The following is a 13518-nucleotide window of genomic DNA, read 5'->3' on the forward strand; positions in this document are numbered from 1 at the left end:
CGCGGTGGTTTCGCCACCGCCGGGTATCGTCGGGTCGAATGCCGCCTTCTTAATTGGGGGTTGAGTAGCAACGGAACAGAAAACCTACATAAGGCGCGGCTTCAGGCATCGTCGATGCCCGTGACGCTGGGATCACGGAGCGGCCGCAGCTCGCCGCGCGCGACCATGTCGGGGATGGTGAAGGCGTAGCGCCCGAGCATGTTGATGTGTTGGGAGCCGAGCGGCGAGAGGCGCGCGACGTCCTCGTCGAGGATCACATGACCTTCGGTGCGGAGCTGGTTGAGCGCGGCGTCGATGTAGATCGTGTTCCAGAGCACGACCAGATTGACGACGAGCCCAAGCGCGCCGAGTTGATCTTCTTGCCCTTCGCGGTAACGCTGACGAAGCTCACCGCGCTTGCCGTGGAATACGGTGCGGGCGAGCTGGTGACGGCTCTCGCCCCGGTTGAGCTGGACCAGGATGCGTCGCCGGTAGGTTTCGTCATCGATGAACCGCAGCATGTAGAGCGACTTGATGAGGCGGCCAAGTTCCTGGAGCGCGCGCGCTAGCTTGGTCGGGCGATCGTTGGTCTGAAGGACACGGGTGAGCCCAGTCGCGCGCACGACGCCGAGTTTCAGCGATCCGGCCAGGCGCAGCAGGTCATCCCAGTGCTCGACGATCAGCTTGGTGTTGATCCTGTTCGACGCGAGGTCGTCCAGCACACCGTAATCGGCCTTTCCATCGACACGCCAGAACCGCGCGCCGCCGATATCGGCGATGCGCGGCGAGAACTGGAGCCCGAGGAGGTAGAAAACGCCGAAAATTGTGTCGGTATAGCCGGCCGTATCGGTCATGATTTCGCTTGGCCGCAATTCGGTTTCCTGGTCGAGCACGACCGCCAGCAGATGGAGGCTGTCGCGCAACGTACCGGGGACCGTCACGGCATTCAGCCCGGAAAAACGGTCGGAAACCAGATTGTACCAGGTGACGCCGCGTTCGCGCCCGAAATAGCGCGGGTTCGGGCCGGCGTGGATCGTGCGGACCGGCACGGTGAATCGCAGCCCATCGGCCGAGGCGACCTCGCCGCCGCCCCAGGCACGGGTCAGTGGAATCCTGTTATGCGCGGCGACCAGTAGCGCGTTGGCCGCCGTCAGCGTTTCGGCCCGCATGAAGTTCTGCTTCACCCAGCTCAGCCGCGACCGGCGCAAGGCGGGGACCTCCGAGCGGACAAGCGGCTCGAACCCGGTATTGGTTGCCTCCGCGACAAGCACTGCACAGATCGTGGTCGCTATATCCTCAGCGCGCGCATTGCCCTCACTGGCATGAGTGAACGCTGCCCCGAACCCCGTTCGCGCGTGCATCTCCAGGATCAGCTCGGGGAGATCGAGCCGCGGCAGTCGCGCATCGATCGCATTATGCAGGTTGGTGAGGCTCAATGGCTCGTCGATCTTATCGAGCGGTGCGATTGATAGGTCGGCGGCGCTCGCGGTCTTCGTAATTGTCACGGCATCGTTGTCCGGCACGCGCGCGGCTGTTTCGCGGTAGGCAAGATCGAGCCGCGCCGAAAGTTTGGCGATTTCCTCGTCGCCAGCGACCGCCACGCCGACCGTGCGGCATACCGTCGGTCGCGCCGCCTCCCAGCCAGCTCCCGTCAGTAGGCCCTTGCGAGGATCGGCATAGCGAAGTGAGCGAACGGGAAAGACGTCGCGGCGACGGATGGCGCGGCGTAGTCGGTCGAGCGTACAAAGCCGGTATCCGATCAGATCGAATGCACCGTCCGCGGTCTTCAGCTGGCGGGCCCAGGCCTTGGGTACGAAAGATGTTGGTACCGGTCCACGGCGCTTTTCACCCTGGTGAACTCTCCGCAGGTGATCGACCGCGTCCAACAGCGGCTGCCCCGCTGGCGCCGCCGCAAGATCGAGCCCAGCAAGCATCTTCGGCAGATAGCGCATCGTGCCAGTCTGCTGGCGCAACTCGACGAAGTAGCTCTCGTCGGTCGGCCGGGCGAGCAGGTTCACCTGCGCGACGGCCTCGGTCAGCGCTGCCCGGTCGACGAGCGCGAACACGGCTGCGCGGACCTCGGTGTCGCCGATACTGTCATCGAGCAGCACCGCCCCGACATCGCGAAGCCGGAGCGATGCGGCGTCGAGATCGCGCAGTGAGCGCATCCGCGCCTCCTTGGCGTTGATGCGCGCATTGGAGAACATCTTGGTCGACACGGCGTCGAACAGGTCGATGACATCGTCGCTGGCCGACGCTTCAAGCGTCCGGATGAAGGCAACCAGGGTCGCCGCGCGGCGATCGTCCGGCAACCGGGCGACGGCCTGCGCTTTCGCGGCGCCGGCAAATCGCGCTAATGCGGCGGCCTTGCCGGGCGGTACGCGGTCGAGTTCGGGCAAGCCTGTGGTGAATGTACGGATTTCGGTCAGTCGGTCGATGGCCCGGCTGATCTCAGGGCCGCTTTGCAGATATAGCCCATCACGGAGTCGATCGAGCGGGCTTTGCCGTCCATCTTCGGCAACAGCGACGAGCGTATCGAGCCGGGTACGTTGCTCTGACGTCAGCTTGTCGACCAGGCGGCGATGGACGTGCGCGGCGACTCGCGTGCGGACCCGTGCGATATCGCGCTCGAGGACGGACAATCCCGGTAACATCACCTTGAACTCGAGCAGCCATGTCGCGGCTGCGTCGAACAGGGCCGACGGTCGATCGGTGCCCGTCCAGCACAGCGCATACAGGAAACGATGCAATCGGAACGCGACGCCGGGATCGGAGAAGACTCGGTAGCCATAATGAATGCGGATGCGCGGGCCGTGCCGCCATCGTCCCTTGGTCGCGCAATATCGCGCCATTAGTTCGGCCGATCCGTCGATCGCCAGTTGGTCGCCAGCAAATCGCGTGACGGACGCAGGTATTTGCGCCGGATCTTCGAGAAAAGTGCCGAGCAGCCTCAACGAGCCAAGCTGCACCGCGACACCGAGCCGGTTGTGGTCGCCGCGGTGTGCGCCGATGAACGCCCGGTCCGCATCGTCGAGATGAAAGTGCCGCGCCAGCTGTTCCGAGGTCGGATCGCCTACGAAGCGACCATATCGCAGTGCCTGGTCGTCCGAGAGAAAGCTGACTGGCACCGCTTCACGCTATGCCGCTGCCGCGGATCTGGTCCCGCGCTTGGCCAACAGTTCGCTGGCCCGCTCTCGCGGCTGTCCTTTGGCGTCGACATAGGCATAGAGTGTCGACACCGATACTCCGAGCTGGACAGCGACGTCGCGCGCGGCATTGTCGCGGTCTGCCATCAACGCCATTGCGGCCTTCAACTTCTGTTTCGTCATCACCCGTGGCCGCCCGCCCGCGCGGCCACGGGCCCTGGCCGCAGCCAGCCCTGCCATCGTGCGCTCGTGGATCAGGTCGCGCTCGAACTCGGCCAGGGTTGCGAAGATGCCGAACACTAACCGGCCCGTGACGGTCGTCGTATCGATATCGCCGGTCAGCACCTTCAGGCCGACGCCGCGCTTCTGCAGATCTCCGACCAGCCCGACGACGTGAGGCAGCGACCGTCCAATTCGGTCGAGCTTCCAGACAACAAGAGCGTCGCCATCACGCATGATATCGATTGCCTTGTCGAGCCCAGGCCGTTCGGTCGTACGGCCCGAGCAAACGTCGTCGAAGATCCGGTTGCATCCGGCACGATCGAGCGCATCACGTTGCAGATCGAGATTCTGCTCGCCCGTCGACACCCGCATGTACCCGATCAGCATCGACGCCCGCTCCCTCTTGCATCAATCTATCGAACGATGGGTTTACCGGCTATAGGTTTCTGGACGGGTAGATGTGAGATTGAAGGCCGTCCAGTGGGTCGATCGCGTTCGTCGGACCGCTTCGCATCAAACCGGGGTTTGTTGTGACCGCATGGTTCAGCGTTGCATCTGGCCCTCGAGCAATGTATGCACGATAATGTCAATACAGGAAGTTTTGTGATATTTGAGTGGGACGACGACAAGGCCGCTGCCAACCTGCGCAAGCACCATGTCGCATTCGAGCTGGCTGAGCTGGTCTGGGATGATCCCGCCCATATCATCGTGTTTGATCGCTATGAAAACGACGAAGAACGCTGGCACGCGATTGGCTTGGTACGCGGCATATTGATCTTAACGGTCGTCCACACGCTCCCCACGGGTGACGATGAGAACAGCATACGTATTATCAGCGCCCGAAAAGCGACAGCCGATGAAAGGAAACGTTATGAAGCACAAGATGACTGAGGCTGACATAGCGGCCCAAATTGCGCAGCTAGTGGACATGCCTGACACTGACATCGACACGGCGGATATTCCCGAGGCACCGATTGAGAATTGGGCTTTGGCAAAGCGTCCCGGTCTTTACAAGCCGCGCAAAAAACCCGTTACCCTGCGGCTCGATACCGATGTGGTGAGCTGGTTCAAGGATCACGCGCAATCGGGGGGATACCAGACCGAAATAAACCGCGTGCTGCGCCGTTATGTCCATGACAACGCGGACCGGAGATAAGCGGCTGCTTGGCTTATGTAGGTTTTCTGTTCCGTTGCTACTCAAACCCCATGGCCTGCAAAGCGATAGCCAGCGCAATGCTCGAAACGGTGATCCTGAATTTATTTATCTGAGTTATCATGAATCCCGCCCGTCGCTGGCTATCCGACTGGGTTCAATGGCTTCGAAACCCGAGCAAGTAAGTCGCTTTGCCTTACTGGCAGCGCCACTTATGTTCCTCTCAGGTCCCCTCACCGCCCTTCGCCGGCGATGGTGAACGGGGCCCATGCGGAGGGGTGGGCGAAGGTGGGGTTGCTCTGATCGTTGCGGATGTCGCGCATGGCGTTCTGGAGGGCGGCGGCGCGGCTCTCGCCTGCCTGGGTACGGCGCAGGGTGTTGACCGTGAGAACTGCGGCAACGTCGTCGCGGACCGGCCAGTGGCTGACCAAGAGGCTGGGTGCTCCGGCATAAAAGAACGCGCGGGCAAGACCCGAGAGGCCTGCCTCGCCCGGTTTGCCCGAGGGGGCGGCTGTGTCGCACGCGGACAGGATCACCCAGTCGACACCGGCAAGATCAATGCCGACGATCTCGGAGGCGGCAAGGTAGCCGTCATCCTGGCTGGTTGCTTGCGCAGGCGGGGTGAACACCAAGCCAGGTTCGGTCGATTGGCCATAGCGTCCAGCGTCTGCGGCCTTGAGGCCGTGGGTGGCGAGGTGGAGGATCTTGACACCATTGAGCCTGCCGGGTTTTCGGAAGTCGCTCTCGGTCATCCTGACGTCGAGCCGCAAGGCGTCTTCAGACGCACCGAGCATCGAACTGATCGTCCGCAGTTCGGTTCGTGTTCCACTTAACCGGTCAAGCGTGCGGAGCAGGTCCGGGTTCATCAGCGCCGATCCGGACTCGGTGACGCCGCTGCCCACAAAGTTGACAGCTTCTGCTCCTCGACTGGCTCCGCTTGGCCCGCTGAGCACCGGATCGCCGAACCCGGCAAAGCCGCTGGCCGCGGTGCGCAAGGTGGTGGCACGCGGCGCTGCGCTGCTCCCCGATGCCCCGCTCTCCCCAGTGTTGAACCGGCGCAGGTAGGCAAGCGACTGAAGCGAGGGGATCTGCACCAGCGCATGACTATCTGCGAACCACGGGGTCGAGCGCAGCACCTCGGGATCGCTTTCGTCGCTGCCTGCCGCGGGTGCCTCGGTCACCAGCACGCCAAAGGGCAGACTCGCCAGCGCGCCATCGGCGGCGATGAACAGTTGGCTCTTGCCTTCGAGCGTCGCAGCCACCGGCGCGATGAGCTGTGTATGGAGATCATGCGCGGTCGCACGATCGAATGAGGGGCGGTACGCCAGCTCGGCATCGGGGCCGCGTAAAGGATCGGAGCCGCGCGACAGATCCGGAACACGTGCATCCTCGCCCGGGTTGAGGTCGCGCCGCAGGGCGGTGACCTTGTTGGCGACCTCATCGGCCTTGATGTCGGCCCGGTGCCAGACCAGCTCGGTCTTGGTAAGCGCCATCACATGGGTACCGAACTCGGACGGCACCACGATCAGCACCGCCTCGTCCTCACCCAAGAGCCCCTGCGCTTCCGCGACATCGAGCGGGGGCTGGTTGACGATCGCGAAGTACTGGGGGGCCTTCACCTTCAGCTCGGCATCGATCGCCTCGATCCGCGCCTCGGCTGCAGCCATGTCCCGCTCCATCGCCTCGCGCGCAGCCCGGTCCTGACCGCCACTCTGCGCTTGCGCGGCAATGTTGCGCCGTTCGGCCGCCGCCCACAGCTCCACTTGCCGCGCTCGCTCGCTCACCAGTTCGCCTGCCCCCGCCTTCACCGCGTACCGCCGCGCTGCCGTCTCCGCGATCGCACGCGCCGCAGGGCCTGAGCCTGCGCCTTGCAGCGCGCCAAAGCTCTCCACACGCAAGCCGGGAGCCTCGGCGGGGAACGCCGCGCCGCGCACCCACGCTGCGTCCGCAAACAGGCGCTCGGCAGACTGGACGCGGTGAAGCTCCGCATCCCGCTTGAGTTCCCCTCGAAAGCCGACGCTTCCATCCAGACGCGAACGCTCCCGACGGCCAGCGAGGCCTCTACGGGCCTGATCCACTGCAAGATAAGCGCGGTCCCGTTGCTCAAGGAGATTGATTGCCGCATTCAGTGCAACTCTGGACGCCAGTGGATGGTTTTTCCCGTTACCCGCTTCAATCAAGCCGAGGGCACGTCGATAAAGCTCTTCAGCTTGACGGTTTTCTTTCGAATCTGCCAACGCGGTGGCGAGGTTGTAATATGCCAAACCGACCGAAGGGTGCCCAACACCTAGGCTAATCAGTCGAGCGTTTACTACGCCTGCGAATATCTCACGGGCTCTATCTGCTTCGCCAGCTTCCAAGTACGCAACCCCTAACCCATTCTGATAGGTCAATAAATTGGGATGGTTCTCGCCAAAATTGAGGCCTCCGATCTCTATCGCAGTTTGGTAGCTTTCAATTGCCAAATCGAAGTAGCCTAAATCCGTAGCAATCCCCGCAAAATCGTAGAAGGACGTCGCGACTTCCGAATGATCGTTAGGGAGCGCCTTCTGTATCCCGATCAGTGACGCCCGGGAGAGGCTGTAAGCGTACTGCAAATGTCCAAGGTCACGGACGACATTGGCATACGCCCTTTGCAAAATTAACGCTCTGAAGTCATCCTGTGAAAACGTCGAAACGGCATTTTGCCATGCAATTCTAGCAATGTTCTCAGCCCTAACTAGCTCACCTGAAACCAGCAATTGATCGGCGTAACCACTTGCGAATGCGATGGTTTGAGGATGCAGACCTCCACAAATTTCATTACTTATAGACCAAGCATCATGGGCAAGTTTAAGGCTCTCCGCATATTCTCCCAATGTATTCAAAATGCGCGATCGAATGAAAATTGTAGCGACTGTTGATTTGTCATTCGGACCGAAAAGGTCCATCTGACCCTGAAGCGCAATAGCTGACTGGATTTCAGCTTCCTCGGTCCGCCCTCCCCGCCGCAAAGCTTCGGCAAGGATTCTTCGCGAATCCAAAGTTCGTGGATGCTGGATTCCAAGAACGTCAATCATCAATTGAAGCACAATTTGCGAATGGGTGATTGATTCTGCGATAGAGCCGTTGACGGCGAGATTTAATGAAAAGCCTCGTTGGAATTCTATTTGATAGGGATGATCTGGACCGAATGTTGAGTTCAGAATTGATATGATCTCTCGGTACCAATCTATCGACTGCGAGGTATTATTTGGTCCACCAAATTGGCCGATCATCGAGTCAAGTTCGGTTATTCTTTTGCTTTCTGCCTCGGTCAAATATCTGATTTTCGGTGGAGTTTTATTCGCGACCTCTTGAACAGTGATGAATGGCTTTCGGGTCGATGGGTCCAGAGGCAACTGCGCGTCATCAGCGCAAGCATCGGCAGCCGATGAACGTGTGGACGATTCTATTGGGGGTGTGGCCTGTGCTTGAGGCTTGCCCGACGCCGCCATCATCATAAGCGCGACACCCGAGACAGCCACCCTCATCTGCAACGCCTTGTGCATCACCTTCCCCCGATCGAACGTTTCGCTTTAGCTCGTCGCCAACACCACCGGACCTGCCCCACTTCGCCGTTCCACCTCAAGACGGAAGGCACCCGTCCAGCGCGGGGTCCAGCTGCATACTTGGCCAGCGGGGCTCCAGTCCGTTTGACATGCGACCGCGCCATTCTGATCGTATACCGTAAGACGCGCCGTTCCTCGTGGGTCGCGCATTTGCACGGTGGCGCGCTCTCCGCCCCGGTAGCGCATGACGCGGCCCGATGGTCGGGGTGCCACGCTGAAGATGACAAGCCCATTCGAGCCGACGAGGTTCTTGCCTTGTTGCTCCTTGTACCGCTGCATACGCGCCAAGGCCGCGGGATCATCGGCAAGTGCCGCTTCAGCTTCGCTCCAGAATGTTTCGGGCGCCGCTGGCAATGACTCGCCAGTGTCTTCCGAACGGAGGCTGCCAAGCAATGTATAAAGGTTCGCCGCAGCCAGCCAGCTCTCCGCGCTACCATTGTCGCGGGCGTGTTGCAGCACGCGGTCGGCCAGCGACAATTGCGCCAGTCGCCACTCAGTCGCAGGGGGTGTACCATCGGCACGCTCGGTCTTGGCGGCAACGTTGGCATCATAGGCCTCGTCCGCAGCGCCTTCATCTTGCGCCTTCGCTGTGTTCAGGCCAACAGAAGTGATGGCGAATGCAGCGATGTTTATCGCGCCCAACAGTCGTGATTTTGTCATCGAATCAACCTTGAAGTGATGTGCACACGGTCTGCCCACAATGCGGCGGCGGAACAACTTATGGTTTCCGCAAGCGGCTAATCACTGGCTGACATCGCCGGGCTGGCAAGTCATAGTGGCGGCATGAACTGGTTCGCTCCGAAAGGCTTCTCGAACTTCGCCAACTTGGTGCTGGCGATCCTGGTCGTGGGACTGGCTATGACGGCGTGGCTAAACCTCCGGGAAGCGGCGCAAAAACAGGCAGGGAACAGCTTCCTCTCGAAGAGTGTCTCGGTCTTTGCCTTGGACACCACCGAGCAATGCACAGAACTTCGCAACGAGGCAGCGACCTCTTCGTTCAGTGCCAACAGGACGCTGGTCGTCCATGGACCGCTTACAGCAAGCGCTCGCGTAAGTTTCGCGGTGCCATTGGATGAAAATGCGAAGGCAGCCGGTGGGGCCGGTGTTTTCCAGGTGCAAGGCGAACGCGTTATTGGCGAGTGGCTGGGGAGTGAGACTTGCGGATGGTATTTCGTTGGGGAGAGGCTTGCGCCCTACGAGCAGACCATTCCGCCTACATTGATAGCTATCCTCGCGGCCGGTCTCGCTGCGGGATTGACGATCTGGTGGATTGGTAGGGTCGCGCAGCGCCGTCTCGAAACCGATATCGCCCGCGTGCTCGCCGATTGCCGAGAGATCGGCAGCGGCAATCTCACCCATCGGATCGATGGTACGATCAGATCCGATGACTTGCGAGCGGTGGCAGCGGAGGTCAACGGGATGGTCGGACAGCTGGCTCTCCTGGTAGAGAACATGCGGACCGTTTCGGTGACCCTCGCGCATGACATGCGCAACTACATCACGCATGCAAAGGTCCGCCTGCGACAGCTGCGTGACGCTTTACCCGAGGGTGATCGCTCCGCTGTCGAGCCGGCGATGGTATCCTTGAGCCAGCTGGACGCCCTGTCGCGTGAGATTGCCCGCATGGCCGCAAGCCGATCAGACGGGAACGCGGGCCGTGTGGTCGATCTGGCCGATATCGCCAGAGACGCAGCGGGCCTGTTCGCAGACAGTTTTGAGGACGAAGGTGTCACTCTTGCTACGGAATTCAACGCCGCGCCGGTCAAGGTCAATCAGGCGTTGGTCATGGAGGCCATTGTCAATCTGCTGGGCAATGCGCTGAAGTACGGCGCATCGGGCAAGCATGTGATGATCCGAACGGCCTGCGACGGTGCACAGGCTATTGCGGAAGTGATCGATTCCGGACCTGGCGTGCCTGAGGCTCAACGGGACAAGATCTTTCGCCTCGACTATCGACTCAACAACGAAGGACCGGTCGAAGGCCATGGCTTCGGCCTCGCCATTGCAAAAATGTTCACCCGTATGGATGGTGGCGATCTGACGGTAACCGATGCCCATCCGCATGCAGTAAGTCCCGGAGCATGCTTCCGGATCAGCTTCCCGGTTCACACGGCCGACTAAACCTCCAGTACGTAGCCGCCATTTGCAGCCTTGATCTCGGCGGACACGCCGCTTTCCCGAAGCTTCCTCCGCATTCGAGAGATGGCCGTTTGAATCCAAGGCTTCTGGATGTTGAGACCTGACCAGCTCGGCCAACCTGCCACCCAAACGGCGTCATAAGTGGCAGGGCTCGGGTGAGCCTCGGCCACGCACAGCAACAGGTCGAACTGGACCGGCTCAAGCTTGAGATCAGATCCGTTCCAGTAGGCCTTCTGTGCAAGCCTGTGGAGTTCAAACGCCCCGCGCTTGAGGATCAGCGGATGGCTTTCGTGCTGTCCGCGGCGGACCGCTGCATGGATGCGCGCCAGAAGTTCGCGCGGCTCGAAGTCCTTGCCGAGATAGTCATCTGCGCCCGCTCCCAGACCCGTCACCCGGTCATCGATTGTGTTGAGTTGGCTGAGGATCAAGGCGGGCGTTCGCACATTTCGGGTCCGAAGCGCTGTCAACACATCAAGCCCATCACCGCCGATCACATTCCGGTCGAGCAGGAGGCAGTCATAGGACACGGACAGGGCGGCATCGAGCGCTGAGGCGAGATCCACAAAGTGGTCGATTGTGATGGCAGCGTCGAGGCCGGTCAGAGATGTGCGGATATTGTCCGCCATGAATTCGACATCTTCGAGCAGGAGAATTTTCATTTTTCGTCCGATCAATATCAATAGACTGCACCGAAGCTGCCATCGGTTATGCTGGCGTCCGGATCACGGTTCAACGTAATATACTGCTGCTCCGAGCCGCGGCGCGCGACGAGAAGTGTCGCTCGTTCAGGGGCCTGCGCCAAGATGGCAGCCGCAGATTCGGCATCGCGGAGCGGCATACCGTTGATCTGGAGCACGACGTCCCCGCGACCCAAGCCAGCCAATTGGGCCGGGCTGTTTTCAGCCACGACAGCGACCGCGATAACCCTTGCCGTCTCTCTAACTGGCACGTCGATCAAGGTGAGACCAAAATCGGGTGCAGCAGGGGTGTCATCCCGCACCTTCTGGATCGTCTGGACGAGTTCGGGCTGCATCGCGGCCAGCACAACGCTGGACTGCAGGGCCAAATTCTGCGTCAGGATATCTCCGGTCCGTTGAACCGTTAGCGCCAGTTGTTCGCCAGGACGCTTGGTCCACAAAATTCGGGCGAGCTGAACGGGTTCGGTCAACGGCTGACCATCGACCTTCAATATGACATCACCGGCCAGTATCCGGCCCTCAGCAGCCGCACTGTTCCCGAAGACTTGCTCGACGGTGAGACCACCGGTTTGCCTGCCGCTTTCAGTATTGGGCGCAGAGGCTCCAAGTTTGCGGACACGAAGACCAAGAGCGCCGTACTCATAGCGCCCCTCGCGCAGGACGCGCTCCACATATGGCGCAACCACACTTGAAGGAACCGCGAGGCCGATGCCGATATCGTATTGGGTCTCTGCAGGTGTCGCCGTGTTCACTCCGATGACTTTCCCGTTGGGCCCAATGAGAGGCCCACCGGAGTTGCCAGGGTTCAACGCCGCATCATGCTGCAGCAGGAAGATCGCGTTCTGGTCAGAGTAATGGCGGTCAAATCCCGAGATAATCCCTGAGGAAACGGAGAAGGGATAGCTCATCGGTGATCCCAGAGCCGCGACCGGTCGACCGGGGCTGGCGTAATCGGCTTCAGCAAGCTGCAGAGCGGGCAGCGGACTACGGGCTCCCTCAATCTGCAAAAGAGCAAGGTCTACCAAAGGCTGTGCGTCGATAAGCCTTGCCGAGAAGGTCTGACCATCGGGAAAGGACAGCTGGATCACCTGCGCTCCTGAAACAACATGCGCGTTGGTTACCACCAGACCATCCGGGCTGATGACAAAGCCTGAGCCGTGTCTGTGCGGGGCGATCGAGGGACCACTGGCAGAGCGCGACACCTCGATCCGCACGAGCGAACGCAGGGCATTGGAAACGGCATCAGTCCATTCGAACTCTGCCGCGAAAAGCGACGAAGGCATGGCGATGCATAGGCATGCGCCAACTGTAGACCGCAGGATCGTTCGTCGATTAGCGAACATCTTACCGTCCTTCGCCTGCGATGGTGAACGGGGCCCAAGCGGAGGGGTGGGCGAAGCTGGGGTTGGCGGGATCGTTGCGGATGTCGCGCATGGCGTTCTGGAGGGCGGTTGCGCGGCTTTGTCCGGCCTGGGTGCGGCTGAGGGTGTTGACCGTGAGTGCGGCGGCCACGTCATCGCCGACCGGCCAGTGGCTGACCAGCAGGCTTGGGGCTCCGGCGTAGAAGAACGCGCGGGCAAGGCCGGAGAGGCCCGGCTCACCCGGCGTGCCCGAGGGGGCGGCAGTGTTGCAGGCCGAGAGGATCACCCAGTCGACTGCGGTGAGGTTGAGCGTGAGGACCTCGGAAGCGGCAAGATAGCCGTCATCCTGGCTGCTTGCTTCTGTGGGCGGCGTGAACACGAGGCCCGGCTCGGTGCGTGCGCCGCGCTGGCCTGCCTCGCTGGCGGTGAGCCCATGGGTGGCGAGGTGAAGGATGCGGACATTGCTGAGATCAGCGCTGCGCAGGGCGGCCTCGGTCATGGCGGTATCGAGCCGGATCGCGCCTGCCGGAGCGCCGAGCAGCTTGCCGACCGCCTCGAGCTCTGTGCGGGTGCCGGGCAGACGGGCAAGCGCGCGCAGCTCATCGGGGTTCATGAGCGGAGCACCTGCTTCGGTCACGCCGCGCCCGGTGAGCCCCGAGGCATCGACTGGCGGGAGCGCACCGGCACTGCGACCACCGCGGCGGACGGCAGCGCCGCTCAATATCGGATCGCCGAACCCGGCAAAGCCGTTGGCGGCGGTACGCACGGTGGCGGCGCGAGGCGCGGTGCTACCCGATACCCCGCCCTCGCCCGTGTTGAACTGCCTGAGGTAGGCGAGCGACTGGAGTGAGGGGATCTGCACCAGCGCATGGGCGTCGGCGAACCACGGGGTCGCGCGCAGCACCTCGGGATCGCTGTCGTCGCTGCCTGCAGCCGGAGCCTCGGTCACCAGCACGCCGAAGGGCAGGCTCGCCAGCGCGCCGTCGGCGGCGATGAACAGGTGGCTCTTGCCTTCGAGCGTCGCGGCAACCGGCGCGATCAACCTGGCATAGAGATCATGCGCGGTCGCCCGGTCGAAGGAGGGGCGATAAGCCAGCTCGGCATCGGGACCGCGTGACCCCTCGCCCGGGTTGAGATCGCGGCGCAGGGCAGTGACCTTCTCGGCCACCTCATCCGCCTTGATGTCCGCCCGGTGCCAGACCAGCTCGGTCCTGGTCAGTGCCATCACAT

The 13518-nt window shown here is 61.7% G+C and carries 10 protein-coding genes; 3 read left to right on the top strand and 7 right to left on the bottom strand.

The genetic code is table 11. The features are described from left to right. Positions 1-101: 101 nt before the first annotated feature. Both AX692_RS08025 and AX692_RS08030 read right to left on the bottom strand, forming a co-directional pair. Positions 102-3107: a Tn3 family transposase gene (locus tag AX692_RS08025; protein WP_073977624.1), complete on the bottom strand. Its 3006-nt coding sequence runs from the start codon at positions 3105-3107 to the stop codon at positions 102-104. A gap of 9 nt (positions 3108-3116) precedes the next feature. Next, positions 3117-3734, bottom strand: coding sequence for a recombinase family protein (locus AX692_RS08030; RefSeq protein ID WP_015449304.1), 618 nt, complete (start codon positions 3732-3734; stop codon positions 3117-3119). Positions 3735-3920: 186 nt separating this feature from the next. On the opposite strand from AX692_RS08030, the gene AX692_RS18980 reads away from it, so the two are divergent. Beyond that, positions 3921-4238, top strand: coding sequence for a BrnT family toxin (locus AX692_RS18980; RefSeq protein WP_031290428.1), 318 nt, complete (start codon positions 3921-3923; stop codon positions 4236-4238). 37 nt (positions 4239-4275) lie between these two features. Beyond that, entirely contained in the window at positions 4276-4503 is a 228-nt protein-coding gene (locus tag AX692_RS08040; protein WP_196490200.1) for a BrnA antitoxin family protein, read from the top strand. 230 nt (positions 4504-4733) lie between these two features. Here the strand turns inward: AX692_RS08040 and AX692_RS18985 are convergent, their stop codons facing one another. Together AX692_RS18985 and AX692_RS19585 are read right to left on the bottom strand one after the other, a co-directional pair. Beyond that, a complete protein-coding gene (locus AX692_RS18985; protein ID WP_081095211.1) occupies positions 4734-8030 on the bottom strand; it encodes a CHAT domain-containing protein in 3297 nt (1098 codons plus the stop codon). A 27-nt stretch (positions 8031-8057) separates the two neighbouring features. Continuing rightward, positions 8058-8750 (bottom strand): hypothetical protein, encoded by a 693-nt coding sequence (locus AX692_RS19585; RefSeq protein ID WP_155646292.1) that lies wholly within the window; start codon positions 8748-8750, stop codon positions 8058-8060. A gap of 123 nt (positions 8751-8873) precedes the next feature. Between AX692_RS19585 and AX692_RS08055 the strand changes: the two genes are divergently transcribed. Further along, positions 8874-10211 carry a sensor histidine kinase gene (locus tag AX692_RS08055; RefSeq protein ID WP_073977627.1) on the top strand — a complete coding sequence of 446 codons (1338 nt, stop codon included), beginning with the start codon at positions 8874-8876 and terminating at the stop codon, positions 10209-10211. Here AX692_RS08055 and AX692_RS08060 read toward each other — a convergent pair. The 3 genes from AX692_RS08060 to AX692_RS08070 form a co-directional block, all read right to left on the bottom strand. Continuing rightward, positions 10208-10888 (bottom strand): response regulator transcription factor, encoded by a 681-nt coding sequence (locus tag AX692_RS08060; protein WP_073977628.1) that lies wholly within the window; start codon positions 10886-10888, stop codon positions 10208-10210. The two genes, AX692_RS08055 and AX692_RS08060, sit on opposite strands and share 4 nt — an antisense overlap. A 17-nt stretch (positions 10889-10905) precedes the next feature. Continuing rightward, positions 10906-12210 carry a S1C family serine protease gene (locus AX692_RS08065; RefSeq protein WP_073977629.1) on the bottom strand — a complete coding sequence of 435 codons (1305 nt, stop codon included), beginning with the start codon at positions 12208-12210 and terminating at the stop codon, positions 10906-10908. Positions 12211-12271: 61 nt separating this feature from the next. Continuing rightward, a partial coding sequence (locus AX692_RS08070; protein ID WP_155646293.1) for a CHAT domain-containing protein occupies positions 12272-13518 on the bottom strand: 1247 nt, incomplete at its 5' end.

Origin of the sequence: Erythrobacter donghaensis, from assembly GCF_001557325.1 — a bacterium.
Classification (GTDB): Bacteria; Pseudomonadota; Alphaproteobacteria; order Sphingomonadales; family Sphingomonadaceae; genus Erythrobacter; species Erythrobacter donghaensis_B.

Bases quoted from the DNA above. Each gene is read 5' to 3' on its own strand.
- AX692_RS08030 (WP_015449304.1), bottom strand. From the start codon at position 3,734: ATGCTGATCGGGTACATGCGGGTGTCGACGGGCGAGCAGAATCTCGAT.
- AX692_RS18980 (WP_031290428.1), top strand. From the start codon at position 3,921: ATGCACGATAATGTCAATACAGGAAGTTTTGTGATATTTGAGTGGGAC.
- AX692_RS08040 (WP_196490200.1), top strand. From the start codon at position 4,276: ATGCCTGACACTGACATCGACACGGCGGATATTCCCGAGGCACCGATT.
- AX692_RS18985 (WP_081095211.1), bottom strand. From the start codon at position 8,030: ATGCACAAGGCGTTGCAGATGAGGGTGGCTGTCTCGGGTGTCGCGCTT.
- AX692_RS19585 (WP_155646292.1), bottom strand. From the start codon at position 8,750: ATGACAAAATCACGACTGTTGGGCGCGATAAACATCGCTGCATTCGCC.
- AX692_RS08055 (WP_073977627.1), top strand. From the start codon at position 8,874: ATGAACTGGTTCGCTCCGAAAGGCTTCTCGAACTTCGCCAACTTGGTG.
- AX692_RS08060 (WP_073977628.1), bottom strand. From the start codon at position 10,888: ATGAAAATTCTCCTGCTCGAAGATGTCGAATTCATGGCGGACAATATC.
- AX692_RS08065 (WP_073977629.1), bottom strand. From the start codon at position 12,210: ATGCCTTCGTCGCTTTTCGCGGCAGAGTTCGAATGGACTGATGCCGTT.